At 69.6% G+C, this 16,822-nt stretch carries 7 protein-coding genes; 3 read left to right on the top strand and 4 right to left on the bottom strand.

What is annotated here, in order from left to right; translation table 11 throughout:
- Positions 1-3: 3 nt before the first annotated feature.
- From SY26_RS05845 to SY26_RS05830, 4 genes are all read right to left on the bottom strand, one after another.
- A complete protein-coding gene (locus tag SY26_RS05845; protein ID WP_052715153.1) occupies positions 4-912 on the bottom strand; it encodes a hypothetical protein in 909 nt (302 codons plus the stop codon).
- Positions 909-1,649 (bottom strand): SDR family oxidoreductase, encoded by a 741-nt coding sequence (locus SY26_RS05840; protein ID WP_045999759.1) that lies wholly within the window; start codon positions 1,647-1,649, stop codon positions 909-911. Before SY26_RS05840 ends, SY26_RS05845 begins: the two co-directional genes overlap by 4 nt.
- A complete protein-coding gene (locus SY26_RS05835; RefSeq protein WP_232303277.1) occupies positions 1,646-3,193 on the bottom strand; it encodes a GMC oxidoreductase in 1,548 nt (515 codons plus the stop codon). The genes SY26_RS05840 and SY26_RS05835 overlap by 4 nt, the downstream gene beginning before the upstream one ends.
- A gap of 136 nt (positions 3,194-3,329) precedes the next feature.
- Positions 3,330-4,727 (bottom strand): hypothetical protein, encoded by a 1,398-nt coding sequence (locus tag SY26_RS05830; RefSeq protein WP_045999757.1) that lies wholly within the window; start codon positions 4,725-4,727, stop codon positions 3,330-3,332.
- Between the two features lie 182 nt (positions 4,728-4,909).
- Here SY26_RS05830 and SY26_RS05825 point away from each other — a divergent pair, with 182 nt between their 5' ends.
- Genes SY26_RS05825 through SY26_RS05815 form a run of 3 tightly spaced genes read left to right on the top strand, consistent with a single transcriptional unit; the run spans position 4,910 to position 16,799 of the window.
- Positions 4,910-11,236: an SDR family NAD(P)-dependent oxidoreductase gene (locus tag SY26_RS05825; RefSeq protein WP_369799400.1), complete on the top strand. Its 6,327-nt coding sequence runs from the start codon at positions 4,910-4,912 to the stop codon at positions 11,234-11,236.
- On the top strand, positions 11,233-12,210 hold the full coding sequence (locus SY26_RS05820; RefSeq protein WP_045999756.1) for a glycosyltransferase family 2 protein: 978 nt from the start codon (positions 11,233-11,235) through the stop codon (positions 12,208-12,210). Before SY26_RS05825 ends, SY26_RS05820 begins: the two co-directional genes overlap by 4 nt.
- Positions 12,207-16,799 carry a MupA/Atu3671 family FMN-dependent luciferase-like monooxygenase gene (locus SY26_RS05815; protein ID WP_045999755.1) on the top strand — a complete coding sequence of 1,531 codons (4,593 nt, stop codon included), beginning with the start codon at positions 12,207-12,209 and terminating at the stop codon, positions 16,797-16,799. Before SY26_RS05820 ends, SY26_RS05815 begins: the two co-directional genes overlap by 4 nt.
- Positions 16,800-16,822 lie beyond the last annotated feature (23 nt).

Below are 16,822 nucleotides of genomic sequence, written 5' to 3'. Positions count from 1 at the left end.
TCGTCAGTGCCGCCCGGTCTGCATGATGTCCCAGATTCTGTCGGCCGTATCCTCATACGCGGCGGCGAAGTCGGGATTAATGGTGTCGGGCAGCGCCAGTCCCGACGGCGGCCGCGCGCCATAGAGATCGGCATAGGTGATCATCGCCGCCAGCAGATAGATCGTCTCGGTCCCGTGGGGGGACAGGTCGGAAAACAGCGCATCGGGCGCGATGGCCGACAGCGGCGCCTCGGACAGCAGGCGTGCCATCACGCGACCGACCGGCAGCAGGCTGATGTCGGCATCGGGACGCACCCCCGCAAGCCGCGCGACATAGTCGTCGTACCAGCGGGCATAGCCGTTCTGCGCGTGGCGGTAATACCGCTGCATCTCGGCCGGTTCAGGCGGAAAATCATCGGCAAAGGGGTGAAGGTCGGCCCACCCTTCGTAGATCAGGATGCGCGGCGCGTCGGTGTTCTGCACGACCCAGTCCAAGACGGTGACCGTTGCGCCATAAGGGGACTGGCGGTCGGGGTTGTCGCCCGGATAGCGCTTGTCCGAACGGCCGTATTGAATGAAATTCTCGGGGTTCAGGATGATCGTGTCGAACCGCGCCGAGGCAAAGGGCTGATCCGGATTCCAGGCGGGGGTGACCGCATCGAACGACCAGTTCGGAACCGGCGGCAGTTCCGCCGCGAATTCGCGCGGAAAGCCGAAGCGTCCGTCCAGCGCCAGATCGCGCCCGTCGTGCCGGGCCATCACGGCCAGCCAATGGGGGACGGTCGTCTCGTCCGTGTCGGTCAGGTGATGGATCAGGCTGTTGCCGAAGACGAACACGCGGGCGCTGTCACGTTCGGGCACGGGTTCGGCTGTAACAGGCGCGGGCACGGACAGGCCAAGGGCGGCAAGGGCGGAATACAGGATGTGCTTCATGTCGTCTCTTTCAGGCTGGTCGGTTCCGGGGCCAGGACGATTGGTCTGGCGGCGGGTTTCAGCAGCAGCAGGTCCAGGACACGGCGCCGCAGCGATCGGCCCGGCAGGATCTGGCGATCCCCAAGGACGGTCGCGCCGTGCAGGGCCGGATCATCGTTCAACGCCAACGCCGCGCCCAGTCCTGCAACCCGATCGGGGCCATGTTCGGGATCAAGGTCAGGCACCCACTCGGTCACGACGATGCCGGGCAGACGGCCGCCGACCTCGACCGACAGGGTCCGGGTCAGGATGTCTGCTCCGGCCTGCGCGGCGGCGAATCCCAGGTTGCCGGGCAACGGGGGACGCGGCACCGGACGGGCGACGTTGATGATGCGGCCGCGCCCCTGTGCGACCATGCCGGGCAGGAACGCGGCCGTCACGTTGATGCGCCCGCACAGGTTCACCTGCACCTGATGGCACACATCCTCGGCCCGGGCGGACAGGAAGTCCTGGCGGCGATGGATCGCCGCGGCATGGATCAGAATGGTGACCGGACCAAGTTCGCCCTCGATCCTCTGCGCCAGGTCGCGCATGGCCTGGGCGTCGGTGACGTCGCCCTGCAGCGTCTGAAACAGTCCCTCGGCCGGGCGCGGGTGGCGGGAGACGCCCCGCACCGTCATCCCATGCGCCGCCAGGCGGCGCGCAATCGCCTGACCAAGATTCGTGCTGCTGCCGGTGATGACGGCGACCCCGGTCATGGCGCGGCCTTCAGCCGCCGGGCCATCGCATCGGCCACCCGCAAGGCGTTCGCCACGATGGTCATGCCCGGGTTCACCCCGGTCGAACTGGGCATGAAGCTGGCATCGGCGACGAACAGGTTGTCCAGGTCATGCGCCTTGCAGTCGCGGTCCAGGACGCCTTGGCGTGGATCGTCCGAAAAGCGAAGGGTACCGCAGGGATGCGCGATGTTCAGTTCGGGCGCATGGCTGAGCCACAGGGACCGGAGCCCGCGCAGGCGCCGCTTGAGCAGTTTGCGGAACCGCAGGCGGCGGGCCAGAAGCTCTTCGGACATGCGGTATTCGTAGATGATCGTGTCGGGCCGCGCGGGGTCGTGCCGGACGCGGTTGTCCTCGTCCGGCAGGTCCTCGATGATCCCGGCGAAGACGCGGGCATCTCCCAGAAGCTTGGCCGCGGTCAGCGCGGGCAGGCGCAGCAACTCATGACCGATGCGCAAGTGTCTGAAGGGCGAGGCCTGATAGCGCTGGCGCAGCACGTAGAGGATGTTTCCGTAATCGGCGGGCAGTCCCAGGGACTGGAACAGCCCCATCCGATCGGGCCCGTCCCGGTACAGGTCACGCAGCGAAAAGGTCTTGAGCGGTCCGGGCGCGCTGACGGGCGCGTTACGCGGGGGCCAGATGGCTATGCGTTCGTTGATGTGGAACATCAGGCCCCGACCCACCAGGCCGCTGGTATTGCCGCAGCCGTCGGGCCAGTAATCGGTGCTGGAGGCCAACAGCAGGCGCGGCGACGACAGGCTGCCTCCAGCAAGCACGAAGGCCCGCGCTGACAGCAGATGCTCGACTCCGTCGCGGCGCACGCGAAGATGTGTGACCGTCCTGGCATCACCTTGCAGCGACAGGGCATCAGTGCCGTCCAGCACCGCGGCGCGCCCCGTGGCAAGGGCGGGCAGGACGCCCGCCGACCGACCGTCCATCTTGCAGTCGCGGGGGCACTTGCGGCCGATGCACTCGCGACACCCCTCCAGCTGGCGGATGCCAAGGTGCGCGCGATAGGGATGCAGCCCTGCCCTCTCCAGCGCCTGGCCCAAGGCTTCGTCCCGCGCGGCCAGCGGGCGCGGGGCCGCCAGGGGCGCTGCCGGTTCGCCCAACGGGTCCTGGCTGCCGTTGACGGCCATCACGTCGCGCGCACGGTCGTACCAAGGCGCGAATTCATCATAGCCCACCGGCCAGCCGCCCGTCGGATGCGGCAGGCCGGGGACGGATTCCATGTCGTGGCGTTCGGGCTGTTCCATGGCGGCGGCATAGAAGACCGAGGTGCCGCCGACGCCCACACCCTGCGCGCCCCAGCCAACCGACGTGGCACCGTCCACCGTCGATTCCACCGGCACCGGCCAGCAGCCGAACATCTGCCGCGCGAACGGGTCGTCATAGCCGCATTCCTGGCCGTTCTCGGCCAAGCGGGGGCCGGTGGACCCCTTTTCCACGAACAGCACCGAAAGGCCCGCCTCGGCCAGGGCACGACCGCAGAGGCCACCGCCCAGGCCGGCGCCGACGATAATCACGTCCCAAGATCTGTTCAGGAGTTCGTCCACGTGCCCTCGATTGTCAGGGGTTTGAATGGCCGGGGGCCGGATGCCGCAGACGCGCCATGCGGTTCCACTACCCGCATCGCGGCGGCCTGGAAGTGCGCGCGCCCGGTCATCCAATCACCGTCTTCATCGCCCGGCGCGCGGCGGGGGCCGGTGCGGCCTGCCTGGCTCCGACGGGCATGCCGCGGGCCGCCAGCCCGGCCAGGGCACCCGCGCTCATCCAGGTCAGGGGAGTGACGGTCGCATTGGGGATCAGGTCCACCAGGCTTGCCGCCATGATCAGGGCCAGGCCGGCGGTCCAGCGGTCGACCGGACCGGACCGCGTCGCCAGCCACAGCCGGATCACCGAACCGCACAGCAGGCCGAAGATCGACAGATAGCCCAGAATGCCGCTGATGGTCATCACCACCACCCAGTATCCGTCGCTGACGCTGGTGTACTCACCCGAGATCGGATCGATCTCGAGGTTGCGGCCCCATCCGCCCCAGCCCGCCAGCGGCTTCTGCGAGGCGCGGTCCAGCAGCACCTGTTCGTTCATGAAACGGAACTCCAGCGACCGGCCCCGTTCGGCATCCATCGACAAGGCAAAGTCGCGAATCGCGTCGGTGGGCATCACACCCAGCCAAAGCGCCAGCGGATAGGCCATCACCACCGCGGCCAACGCCGCGGCGATGCTAACCTGCAGGCGCGGCGGCGTCATCAGCACCAGCGGCACGAGAAGCATTCCGTAGATGATCGATGCCGCGCTTTTGCACAGCACCAGGACCACCAGCAGATAGGCCAGGACGGCCATGTTGCGGGTCCGCGCCTGCGCATCCCCGTCGCGCAGCGCCACCGCGGCGCAGATGACAGCGGTCACGACCAGGATCGCGACCCAAAGGCCGTGTTCCAGGAAGACCATCGGGCGGAAGCCGCCATAGCGGATCGTCTGGCTGAAATCATGCGCGAAAAAGCCGTAGATCCAGACGTTCAGTTGCGGGCTAACCCGAATCTCCAACAGCATCGGCAGGGAATAGGCCAAGGTCGCCAGCGTCAGCGCCACCATCCAGGCCCGGATGCCGTCGATTGACGACAAGACCAGATACCCCAGCAGGAAGGGCAGCAATGTCAGCACGGTGTTGATCGTGCCGTTGAGCGCGTCGAACAGACCCAGGCCGGGACGATAGGTGATCCCCTCGATCAACGGTTCGGGATTGGTGGCCACCGTCAGGGTCGGGGTGACCATCGCCAGGACTGTCAGGATGACGACCCAGCCCTCCAGCCGGATCCAGGGCATCGGAAAGCGATCGCGCAGCATGACCGCGCCCAGCATCGCGCACAGGGACGGGATCGCATGCTTGTCCAGGGTCGGCAGAATCGGCAGATCGATCCCCACCACCGGCGGCAGCAGCAGGTATCCCAGCAGCGGCACCCAGATGAGCGCCTGTCGGGGCGTCAGCCGCGAGAACAGCATCGCCGCCACGGCCGGCCACGCTGCCAACATGATCAGCGACAGACTGTTGCCCATGTCTTCTCCCAGCTTGAACGTCACGCTTAAGGGGAACGATGACGTGAATCCACAGGAATTAGCGTAAATTCCCATGCAACATTCCGTCAGCTTTGATAATCATCCCATTGTAAGGTTTCAGTGGTGGATTGCGGACCGCGCTCAGCGCAGGGTTGTGATCCGGAAGAACAAGGAAGACGGGCTTGACCGATACGCCGATCAACATGCGTGACATCGCCATCGTGGGCTTTGGTGTCGATCTTCCCGGCGCGTCCGACCCCCGGCAGTACTGGCAAAACCTGCGCGACGGGGTCGAATCGATCATCCATCTAACGCCGGAGGAGCTGCGCGCGGCCGGAGAGATGGAATCACGGATCAGCCATCCCGATTACGTCCCCTTTGCCGCCCGGCTGGACGGGTTCGATCATTTCGATGCCGAGTTCTTCGGCCTCAGCCCCAAGGATGCGGCGGTGATGGACCCCCAGCACCGCAAGTTCCTGGAGACCTGCTGGCATGCGCTGGACCATGCCGGGCACCGGCCCGACAGCCTGGGCATGGTCGGGGTCTGGGCGGGCTGCGGGATGGGCAGCTACTTTTCCGTCAACATCTGCTCGAACCGCGACCTGGTCGAGGAAACGGGCATGTTCCTGCTGCGCCATACCGGCAACGATAAGGATTTCCTGTCCACCCGGGTCAGCCACATCTTCGACCTGCGCGGGCCAAGCGTATCCGTGCAGACGGCCTGCTCCACCTCGCTGGTGGCGGTCCATTCGGCATGCCAGGCGCTGCTGGCGGGCGATTGCGACGCGGCGCTTGCCGGCGGCGTCACGATCGAGCTGCCGCAGGGTCGGGGATATATCTACAAACCGAACGAAATCCTGTCGCCGGACGGTCATTGCCGCGCCTTCGATCACCGCAGCCAGGGCACCGTCTTCGGCAGCGGCGCGGCGGTCGTGCTGCTGCGCCGCCTCTCGGACGCGATCGCTGACGGCGATCACATCTGGGCGGTGATCCGGGGCAGCGCGATCAACAACGACGGTTCGGCCAAGGCCGGCTATCTGGCTCCCTCGGTCGAGGGGCAGGCGGCCGCCATGGCCGAGGCGCATCTGATCGCGGGCGTCGACCCCTCGACCATCGACTACGTCGAATGCCACGGAACGGGCACCAGCCTGGGCGACCCGATCGAGGTTGCGGCCCTGGCCGAGGCCTTTGCCCTGGGCCAGGGGGGCGGTCGGACCGGCATCGGGTCGGTCAAGACGAATATCGGCCATACCGACACCGCCGCCGGCACTGCCGGTCTGATCAAGGTCGCCCTGTCGCTGCATCACCGCGAAATCCCGCCGAGCCTGGGATACGAGGCGCCGAACCCGGTGATCGATTTTGATTCGACCCCCTTCCACGTCGTCGCCAAACGCGAGCCTTGGCCCGCGCACCCGGACCGCCCGGGCCGGGCGGCGGTAAACTCGCTTGGCGTGGGCGGCACAAACGCGCATGTCGTGGTCGAGGAGGCGCCCCCTGCCCCGCCCTCGGAGCCCTCCGACTGGCCAGTCCAGCCGCTGATCGTGTCGGGTCGCACCCGCGCCGCGCTGGACGCCAACGCGGCCGCGCTGGCCGCGTGGCTGCGCGCCCATCCCGACGCCAACCTGGCCGATGTGGGGTTCACCCTGCAGCAGGGACGCAAGCTGTTCGACAAGCGCCGCGTGCTGGTCGCCGCCGATGTGACCGAGGCGGCCGAGCTGCTGGAGACCGGCAACACCCGCCGGGTCTTCAACCACGACCGGATGACGGCGGCGCCCAAGCCTGCCTTCCTGTTCCCCGGCGGCGGCGCGCAATCGATCCACATGGCGCGCGGCCTGTACGAGACCGAGCCGGTCTTCCGCGACTGGATGGACCGCGGCCTTGCCGTGCTGGAACGCCTGACCGACCGCGACCCCAGGGCGCTGTGGCTGCCCGAGCCGGGCCAGGAACAGGCGGCGACCGAGGCGTTGAACCGCCCGTCGGTCCAGCTTCCGCTGATCATGATCGTCGAATACGCGCTGGCGCAGCTGTGGATCAGCTGGGGTGTCGTCCCGCAGGCGCTGGCCGGTCATTCGATGGGCGAGAACACTGCCGCCTGCCTGTCGGGGGTGATCGGGTTCGAGGATTGCATCGCGCTGGTGGAACTGCGCGGGCGGCTGTTCGACCGCATCGCGCCGGGGGGCATGCTCAGCGTGCCGCTGCCCGCTGCAGAGCTGATGGCCGAGGCGGGCGACGACCTGGATCTGGCCTGCGACAACGCCCCCGGCCTGTCGGTGGTGTCCGGCCCCCGCGACCGGATCGACGCGCTGCAGGCGACGCTGGTCGCGCGCGGCATCGACTGTCAGCGCGTGGCGATCGACATCGCCGCCCATTCGCGGATGCTGGATCCGATCCTGCCGGAATTCGAGGCCTTCCTGCGCAGCATCCCGCTGTCCGCGCCAAGCATCCCGATCCTGTCGAACCGCACCGGCACCTGGATGACGGACGCACAGGCCACCGACCCGCGCTATTGGGTCGATCACCTGCGCCACCATGTCGATTTCGCGGGCTGCATCGCCACGCTGCGCGAGGATCCCGCGCGCCTGTTCGTCGAGGTCGGCCCCGGCCGCGCCATGTCTGCCTTGGCGCAGGCCAATGGCGCAGCACCCGACCGGGTGATCAGCACCCTGCGCCATCCGGACCACGCGATCGAGGATGACGCCTTCTTCCTGAACGCGTTCGCGCGGCTTTCGGCCACCGGGCTGGCGCTGGACTGGTCGCCGATCTGGGGCGAGGGTCGCCGCCGGGTGCCGCTGCCGGGCTATGTGTTCCAAAGCAAGCGTTACTTCATCGAACCGGCATCGTCCGACGCCTCCTATGCCACGACCGACGACGCACCGCTGGCCATCCCGGAAGCACAGGGCTGGGCATGGCGACCGTCCTGGCGGCTGTCGGCCCCAGACATCGAACTGGGTGCCGATGGCCGTCCGCAGGCCGCGGCGGAACGTTGGCTGATCCTGGCAGACGAGACCGGATTGGCGACCCGCGTGGGCACGCAGCTGCGCGATGCCGGGCACGAGGTGATCTGGCTGCGCCCGGGCGATTGTTTCGCGCAGACGGGGGAATCCGACTTCATCGTCGCGCCAGAGAATGGCGCATCGGATTTCGAGCTGCTGATCGCCGCGCTGGTGGCGCAGAACCGGCTGCCGCAACGGATCGTCAGCTTCTGGCTGGTGCCCGATGCCGGGCGCCAAGGCGCGCGGGCGGGCTTCAGCGCCTTCCATCGCCATCTGGAACAGGGCTTCAACAGCGCGTTGCACCTGATCCGGGCTCTGGCGAACGAGGGCGGCGGGCAGGAGATCGACTTTGTCGCCATCACCTCGGACGCCGTGCAGGTGGGGGCCGAAAAGATCGAGGCCCCCGAAAAGGCCACCATTCTGGGCCCCCTGGCCGTCGGCATGCGCGAATTCCCGTGGCTGTCGGCGCGCAGCATCGACGTGCAGACGCGCGGCGATCAGACCGCACTGGCCCAACGCCTGGTCGAGGATCTGCTGGACCCCGCGCCCCCGGCCCGCGCCGCATGGCGCGACGGTCGCCGCTTGGCGCGCCATCTGGTGCCCGCCACGCTGCCTGCGCCGGACGCCGCGCCGACATTCGGTCCGGGGCGGACGGTGCTGATCACCGGCGGCCTGGGCGGCATCGCGCTGACCCTGGCGCGCCACATCAGCGCGCAGGGCGCGGCGGTGGCGCTGCTGACGCGGCGACCCCTGCCGCCCGAGGAGGAATGGGACGCCCGCATCGCCGCCGATCCCGACCACCGTCAGGCCCGCCAGATGGCGGCGCTGCGCGACCTGCGCGCGGCCGGGGCGACCATCGCGGTCGAGGCCGCGGACGTCACCGATGCCGAGGCGTTGTCGCGCGCCGTGGCCGCGCTGCGCGGCAGGCTGGGTCCGATCACCGACCTGATCCATGCCGCGGGCGTCGTCGACGATGCGCCGATGCTGGCCAAGTCCACCGCCGGGATCGAGGACGTGCTGGCCCCCAAGGTCCACGGCACGCGCAACCTGGCGATGGTGCTGGCGGCGCATCCGGTCCAGCGCACCGTGCTGTTCTCGTCGACCTCGACCGAGATCGCGGCGGCGGGACAGGTCGACTATGTCGCCGCCAACGAATATCTGAACGCCGTCGCCGGAGCCGGGATCGCGGCCTTTGGCCAGGTGGTGTCGCTGAACTGGGGGGTCTGGGCCGACATCGGCATGGCTGCCGACGCGCTGACGGGGCGCCGCGACGACCCGCCGCCGTTGCCCGTCGATCAGCCCCTGCTGTCCACGCATGCGCGCCAGGGCGCGGTCGACCGCTTCGGCGGCAGGCTGTCGGCCTCTGACTGGATCATCGCCGAACACCGGACCCGCGACGGCGTGGCGCTGCTTCCCGGCACGGGGACCATCGAACTGGCGGCGCAGGCGCTGCAGGCGGCGGGTCGGCATGCGCCCTGGGCCTTGCGCGACCTGACCTTCCTTGACCCGCTGACGGTCGAGGATGGCGGCACCCGCGATTTCCGCGTGACGCTGACCCAAGGACAGGAGACCACCGGCTTCCTGGTCGAGGCCGATTTCGGCCAGGGGCCCGTCGCCGTGGCCGAGGGCGGCATCACCGCCGCCGAACCCGCACGCGCGCCGCTGGACCTTCTGGCGCTGACGGCGGGGATGCGGGTCGACCGTGCGCCGGTGGGCCATGCCCTGGAATCCGCGCAGGAGGGTCAGATGGCCTTTGGTCCGCGGTGGCGCGTCCTGCAGGCGACCTGGATGGGCGACGGCCAGGGCCTGGCGCAGCTGCGCCTGCCCGATGCCGCCCTGGCCGATCTGGACCTTGGGTTCATCCTGCACCCGGCGCTGATGGATATCGCGACGGGCTGGGCGATGGACCTGATCCCCGGCTATGACCGGGCGCAGCTGTGGGTGCCGCTGTCCTATCGGGCGCTGACCATGCATGCGCCCCTGCCGGCCGCCGTCACCAGCCTTGTCAGGCTGGCCAACGCATCCGACGGCTATGCCAGCTTCGACGTGACGCTGACCGATGCGCAGGGCCGCGTTCTGGTCGAGGTCGAGGGGTTGACCCTGCGCCGCCTGGACGCCGCCCCCGCGGTGCGCCTGGCCGCGCGCGGTCCCGAGATGGCGCAGCCCACCCGCCCCGGACAGGAGCGTCTGGCGCGCATGGTCGCGCAGGGCATTCCGCCCGGCCGCGGGCCCGCGCTTCTGGAACAGGCGCTGCAGGCCGGGCTGCCGCAGATCGCCATCTCCAGCATGGACCTGCCGCAGCTGATCGCGCAGGAGACCCGCAGCAGCCGCGCCCGCGCCGCCGGCGCCAGCACCAGCTTCGAGCGTCCGGACCTGGACAGCGACTATGTCGAACCGCGAACCGATCTGGAACGCAGCATCGCGGGATTCTTCCGCGACCTGCTGGGCGTGCAGCAGGTGGGCGTCGATGACGGGTTCTTCGACCTTGGCGGCCATTCGCTGATCGCGGTGCGGCTGTTCGCGATGATCCGCAAGGCCTATGCGATCGACCTGCCGCTGGCGACGCTGTTCGAGGCCCCGAACGTCGCGGCCCTGGCCGCCCTGATCGAGGCGCGGATCGGTCCGCGCCCCGACAGCAGCCCCGGTCAGGTCGTCCCCCTGGCTCAGGCGCAGACCGCCAGCTTCACCCATCTGGTGCCGATGAGCCAGGGCGCCGCGGGCGGGGGCACGCCGCTGTTCATCGTCGCGGGCATGTTCGGCAACGTGCTGAACCTGCGCGCGCTGGCGCAGCGCCTGTCGCCCGACCGTCCGGTCTGGGGCCTGCAGGCGCGCGGCCTGTTCGGCGATGCCGCCCCGCATGCGACCTTGGCCGAGGCCGCCACCAGCTGCATCGAGGAGATCCGCCAGATCCAGCCGCAAGGCCCCTATCTGGTCGCGGGCTTTTCCGGCGGCGGCCTGACCGCGCTGGAGATCGCGCGTCAGTTGCAGGCCGATGGAGAGAGCGTGGCGCGCCTGGTCATGCTGGACACGCCCGTGCCCATGCGCCCGACCCTTACGCGCAAGGACCGCCTGATGATCCGGGCCGCCGAGATCCGCCGCGAGGGGCCTGGCTTCCTGTCGCGTTGGCTGCGGGAACGGCTGGCCTACGAACGGTCGCGTCGCCAGCAGCTGCCGCAGGCGGATTCCGCGGGCTTCCACAACGCCGCCATCCATGCCGCCTTCCTGGGCGCGCTGCCCCAGTTCGAGATGCGGGTCTGGGACGGTCCGGTCACCCTATACCGGCCGCGGCTGGACCGGCAGTTCAAGGTGTCGGGCGGAATGCATGTCAGCACCGCGCGCGAATACGTCTTCGAGGACAACCTGTGGTCGCCCTGGATGCCGGAGCTGACCGTCATCGAGGTACCCGGGGACCACGATTCGATGGTGTTGGAGCCCTGCGTCAGGGTACTGGCAGACCGGATGCGCAAGGATCTGGCAGAGGGCGACAAGGCTGACCTCCGGAGGGCGGCGGAATGAGCGTGGGCGCCGTGCATGTGATCATCCTGAACTGGCGCAGCGCGCAGATGTCTCTGCGCTCGGCCGAGGCCGCCGTCATCGCGATGGAGGGGATCGAGGGCGTCGTCTCGCTGATCGACAATGATTCCGGCGATGGCAGCTTCGAGGAGATGAGCCGGGTGGCCGCCGACCGCGGCTGGACCGCAGGCGGCCGTCTGCGGGTGCTGCAGTCGGGCCATAACGGCGGCTTCGGTGCGGGCAACAATGCCGCGCTGCGCGTGCCGACGGATCGACCCTGCGATCTGGTGCTGATCGTGAACTCGGATGCATTCCTGGAACCCGACACGATCGCGCGGATGCGGGCGCACATGCTGACGCATCCGGCCATCGGCCTGCTGGGGTGCCGGGTCGTGGGCGAGCACGGCAACCACCACACCACGCATTTCCGCTTCCCGACCGCCGCCAGCGAGCTGGAGGACGCGGCCCGTACCGGGCCGATCTCACGCCTGCTGGCACGCCATGTCGTCACCATGCCGATGCCGCCCTTCGCCGCGCCGGTGGACTGGGCCGCCGGTGCGGCGCTGATGATCCGCCGCGACGTCCTGGACGCGATCGGCGGCTTTGACGAGGCGTATTTCCTCTATTTCGAGGAAACAGACCTGTGCCTGCGCGCCGCAAAGGCGGGCTGGCCCACGCATTACCTGCCGGATGCCCGCGTGATGCATATCGGGTCGGTCAGCACGGGCATGCGGGAATGGACCCTGCCGCCCGATTACTGGTTCGCCTCGCGCGAGCATTACTTCCGCAAGAACCACGGCCGCGCCTATGCCGTCGCGGCGGTGCTGGCCCATCTGGCCGGCCTGACCGTGCGGCGCCTGCGCGCGATCCGCCGCGAAGACCAGACCATGCCCAAGGGGCAGGCGCGCGCGCTGATCCGCCACGCGCTGGCCCCAAGCCGACCCCGACAGATTTTTCGACCCGGAGACAGACCGTGACCCAGCTTGATTTCGCATTGATCGGCAACGCCTCGCTTGCGCTGGAGGCAGCGCGGATCCTGACCGGGCGCGGCCATGTCCTGCGCTCGTTCACGGTCGAGGACCCGGCTCTGGCTGCGGCGGCGCGGGCGCAGGGCCTGCCGGTGGGTCCTGTGGCGGAATGCGATTATATCCTCAGCGTGGCGAACCTGACCGTCATTCCGGCGCAGACGCTGGCCCTGGCGCGGCGGGGGGCGGTCAATTTCCACGACGGTCCGCTGCCCGAACGGGCCGGGCTGAACGCCCCGATCTGGGCGCTGCTGGAGGGGGTGCAAAGCCACGCGATCACCTGGCACCGCATCAGCGGCGGCGTGGACGAAGGTCCGGTCCTGCTGCGCGTGCCGGTCCAGATCGCACCCGACGACACCGCCCTGACCCTGAACGCCCGCTGCTGGGAAGCAGCGCTGAGCAGCCTGCCCCAGCTGATCGACATGCTGGAACGGGGCGACGATCAGGGCTCGGCTCAGCCTCACGCGCCGGTGAAACGCCACATGCGGATCGACCGACCGGCGCATGCGGCGACGCTGGACCCGGCGCAGGATGCCGACAGCCAGGCGCGGCTGGTCCGTGCGCTGGACCACGGCCCCTACTGGAACCCGATGCTGCGCCCGCGCCTGCGGACCGGTCGTGGCATCCTGCTGGTGGGCGGGGCGGAACCCGCGCAGGGCAACCCGTCGGCCCAGCCCGGACAGGTGCTGGAGGTCCGCGACCACGATATTCTGGTCGCCATGGCACAGGGCGGCGCGCTGCGCCTGTCGGGCCTGCACGGCACGGACGGGCAGGCCGTGGCGCATGGGCTGTCCGTGGGCGACCGGCTGCCGACCGGCCCCGCCGATCCGGCCCTGGATGCGGCCATCCGCGACGCTGCCCGGGACGAGCCGTTCTGGCGCAAGCGCATGGCGCGTCTTGCCCCCGTGGTCGTTCCCGAAGCCGCGCTGTCGGACGCGCCCGCGGATTGGCAGGCCGACGGCCTGACGCTGCCCCGCCCGCTTCCCGCCGCGGCGGTTCTGGCCGCGCTGGTGGGCGCGCTGGTCCGGATGACGGGATCGTCGGCCTTCGACATCGGGCTTGCGCCGCATCTGCCGGACGCCGTGCGCGACCACATGCTGGGGTTCCGCCCGCTGCCCGTCGATGCCGATGGCGAGACGCTGCAGGCGCTGGCCGCGGCCCTTGACCGCGATCGCCGCGCGCTGCTGGACCGGGCGCCGGTGCTGGCCGACCTGATCGCCCGCGCGCCGGAACTGGGGCGCCCGGGGACACCCGGCCTGATCCTGGCCGCGGGACCGCGGGACGCGCCGACCGGCGCCGCGATCTGCGTGGCGCTTGAGGAGGGCGAGCAGTCGCGCGTGCAGGTCTGGTGGGACCGCACGCGCCTTTCGCAGGCCGCATGGCGCGCCATCGCCAACGTGACCGAGGCGCTGGCCGCGGCCGATCCGTCCCTGCCGCTGGACAAGGCGCCGACCCTGCCGGCCCATGCCATGGCGACCGTGGCCCGCGACGACCGCGATGCGGGCCCGGGCGCGCCTGCGACGATCCAGGACGCGTTCGCCGCACAGGTCGCCCGACGCCCCGATTCCGACGCGCTGATCTTTCGCGGAGAGAGGCTGAGCTATGCCCAGCTGGACCAACGCGCGTCCCATCTGGCGCGACAGCTGGCCGCGATGGGTGTCGGACCCGGCGTGCCCGTGGGCCTCTTCGCCCCGCGCGGGCTGGGACTGGTCGTCGGTGCGCTGGCGATCCTGAAGGCGGGCGGCGCCTATGTGCCGCTGGACCCGGACTATCCGGCCGACCGGCTGCAGCATTACATCGCCGACAGCGGTGCGCCGGTGGTCGTGGCCGACCCGGCGATCCTGTCGCGCCTGCCCGCGCATCAGGCGCGCGTGCTGCCGCTGGACGCCAAGGGACCGGAGGCGGACCCCCGGCCCGCATCGGGCCAGGACTTGGCCTATCTGATCTATACCTCCGGCTCGACCGGGACGCCCAAGGGGGTGATGGTCGAACATCGCAACGTGGTGAACTTCTTCGCCGGCATGGACCGGTCGCTGGATGACCCCGAACCGGGCACCTGGCTGGCGGTCACCAGCCTGTCCTTCGACATTTCCGTGCTGGAGATCTTCTGGACGCTGACCCGTGGCTGGAAGGTCGTCATCGCAGGCGATCTTCTGGGTGGTGCCACGGCGGAGCCTGCCACCGGCAGCCGCAAGGGCATGCAGATGTCGCTGTACTACTGGGGCAATGACGACGGTGCAGGCCCCAAGAAATACGAACTGCTGCTGGAGGGCGCGAAATTCGCCGACCGCCACGGCTTCGTGGCCGTCTGGACGCCCGAGCGGCACTTTCACGCCTTCGGCGGCCCCTATCCGAACCCGTCGGTCACCGGGGCGGCGGTGGCGGCGGTCACGCAGAACATTGCGGTCCGCGCAGGGTCGTGCGTCGGCCCGCTCCACCACCCTGCCCGCATCGCCGAGGAATGGGCCGTCATCGACAACCTGACCAACGGGCGCTCCGGCATCGCCGTGGCCTCCGGCTGGCAGCCGGACGATTTCGTGCTGCGCCCGCAGAACACGCCGCCCGCCAACAAGCCCGCGATGCTGCAGACCATCGACCAGGTCCGCCGGCTGTGGCGCGGCGAGGCGGTCGAGTTTCCGCGCGCCGACGGCACCCCCTTTGCCGTCGTAACCCAGCCCCGGCCGGTATCGGCGGAACTGCCCATCTGGGTGACCACCGCGGGCAACCCCGAGACCTGGCGCGAGGCCGGGCGGCTTGGCGCGAACGTGCTGACCCATCTTCTGGGTCAAAGCATGGACGACATCGCCGCCCGCATCCCGGAATATCACGCAGCCCTGCGGGAGGCGGGTCACGATCCGGCGGATTTCACCGTCACGCTGATGCTGCACAGTTATCTGGCCGACACGCGCGAGGCCGCGATGGAGACCGCGCGCGAGCCGATGAAGGAATACCTTCGCGCCGCCGCCGCGCTGGTCAAGCAATATGCCTGGGCCTTCCCGGCCTTCAAGAAGCCCGCGGGCGTCACCGACGCGATGTCGCTGGACCTGTCGAACCTGGACCCGGACGAGATGGAGGGCATCCTCGATTTCGCCTTCCTGCGCTATTTCAACGACAGCGGCCTGTTCGGGACCGTCGACGATGCCGAGGCGCGGATCGCAGCACTGCGCAAGATCGGCGTGACCGAGATCGCCTGCCTGATCGACTATGGCATCGCCCCGTCGATGGTGCTGGACAGCCTGCGGCATCTGGCGGTGCTGCATGACCGCGTGAACCCGGTCACGACCGAGGTCGCCGATTACGGCATCGCGGCCCAGATCACGCGGCACAAGGTCACGCACCTGCAGGCCACCCCATCGATGGCGCGCCTGCTGTTGGAGGACGCACCGTCGCGTGCCGCGATGGCGGGGCTGAAGACCATCGCCCTGGGCGGAGAGGCCCTGAGCCAGGGCCTGCTGGCCGATCTGCGACGGAACGGATCTGCGCGCGTCCTGAACATGTACGGCCCGACCGAAACGACGATCTGGTCGGCGGTCGCCGATCTGGGCACGCAGGCCGACGATGTCTGGCTGGGTGACCCCATCGCCGCCACCAGCCTGCACCTGCGCGACCCGCAGGGAGAGGCGGTCGCCGACGGTGTCGCGGGAGAATTGTGGATCGGCGGGGCGGGCGTCACCCGCGGCTACTGGAACCGTCAGGCGCAGACCGATGCGGCCTTTCCGCAGACCGACCAGGGACGTCTGTATCGGACCGGCGATCTGTGCCGTCGCGACAGCACCGGGCGCCTGCGGTTCCTGGGTCGCATCGACCAGCAGGTCAAGCTGCGCGGCTATCGCATCGAACTGGGAGAGATCGAGACCCGGTTGGCCCGCCTGCCCGGCGTCCGCGACGTGGCGGTCGTCGCCAAGGGCCAGGGTCCGGGCGATCGGCAACTGATCGGCTATGCCACCGGAGAAGGGCTGGACGGCGCGGCGCTGCGCGCGGCGCTGTCGCGCGAGCTGCCCGATTTCATGGTGCCGCTGCAGATCCATGTCCTGCCGGAAATGCCGCTGACGCCCAACCGCAAGATCGACCGCAAGGCGCTGGCGGCGGCCGATGCCGCGCCGCCCACGGCCCGGGTCGCACCGCCGGCACCACCGCCCGTTGCGGCCGCCACGCTGGTCCCCGCCCCGGCGCCCGAGGTCAACGACCTGCAATCGCGGATCGGCCAGATCATGGCCCGCATCCTGGGCCTGCCCGAGGTTCGCGCGGATGACAACTTCTTCCAACTGGGTGGGCACTCGCTGCTGGCGGTGCAGCTGCACCGGACGATCCGGGACGAGCTGGCAGTAACGCGGAGTTCGATCACGGACATCTTCCGGTTCCCGGTGCTGCGTGATCTGGCCGCGCATCTGGGCGGAACACGGGCCACGCCCGCGACCCCTGCACCGGTGGCCGCTGCCCCCTCTCCCACCCCGGATGCGGTCCAGCCCGCCGCCGCGGGCGACATGATGGCCGCGCGCCGCGCTCTGCGCGCACGCATGCGGCCCACGGGCCAAAACTGACCCGGCATATGTCGGCCGGGGAA

Source organism: Paracoccus sp. 228, assembly GCF_000967825.1.
Lineage (GTDB): Bacteria > Pseudomonadota > Alphaproteobacteria > Rhodobacterales > Rhodobacteraceae > Paracoccus > Paracoccus marcusii.
The sequence above is the reverse complement of the archived record's forward strand: the minus strand, read 5'-3'. Positions and strand labels throughout refer to the sequence as shown.

Excerpts from the sequence above, each read along its gene's own strand:
- SY26_RS05845 (WP_052715153.1), bottom strand. The coding sequence starts at position 912 with ATGAAGCACATCCTGTATTCCGCCCTTGCCGCCCTTGGCCTGTCCGTG.
- SY26_RS05840 (WP_045999759.1), bottom strand. The coding sequence starts at position 1,649 with ATGACCGGGGTCGCCGTCATCACCGGCAGCAGCACGAATCTTGGTCAG.
- SY26_RS05830 (WP_045999757.1), bottom strand. The coding sequence starts at position 4,727 with ATGGGCAACAGTCTGTCGCTGATCATGTTGGCAGCGTGGCCGGCCGTG.
- SY26_RS05820 (WP_045999756.1), top strand. The coding sequence starts at position 11,233 with ATGAGCGTGGGCGCCGTGCATGTGATCATCCTGAACTGGCGCAGCGCG.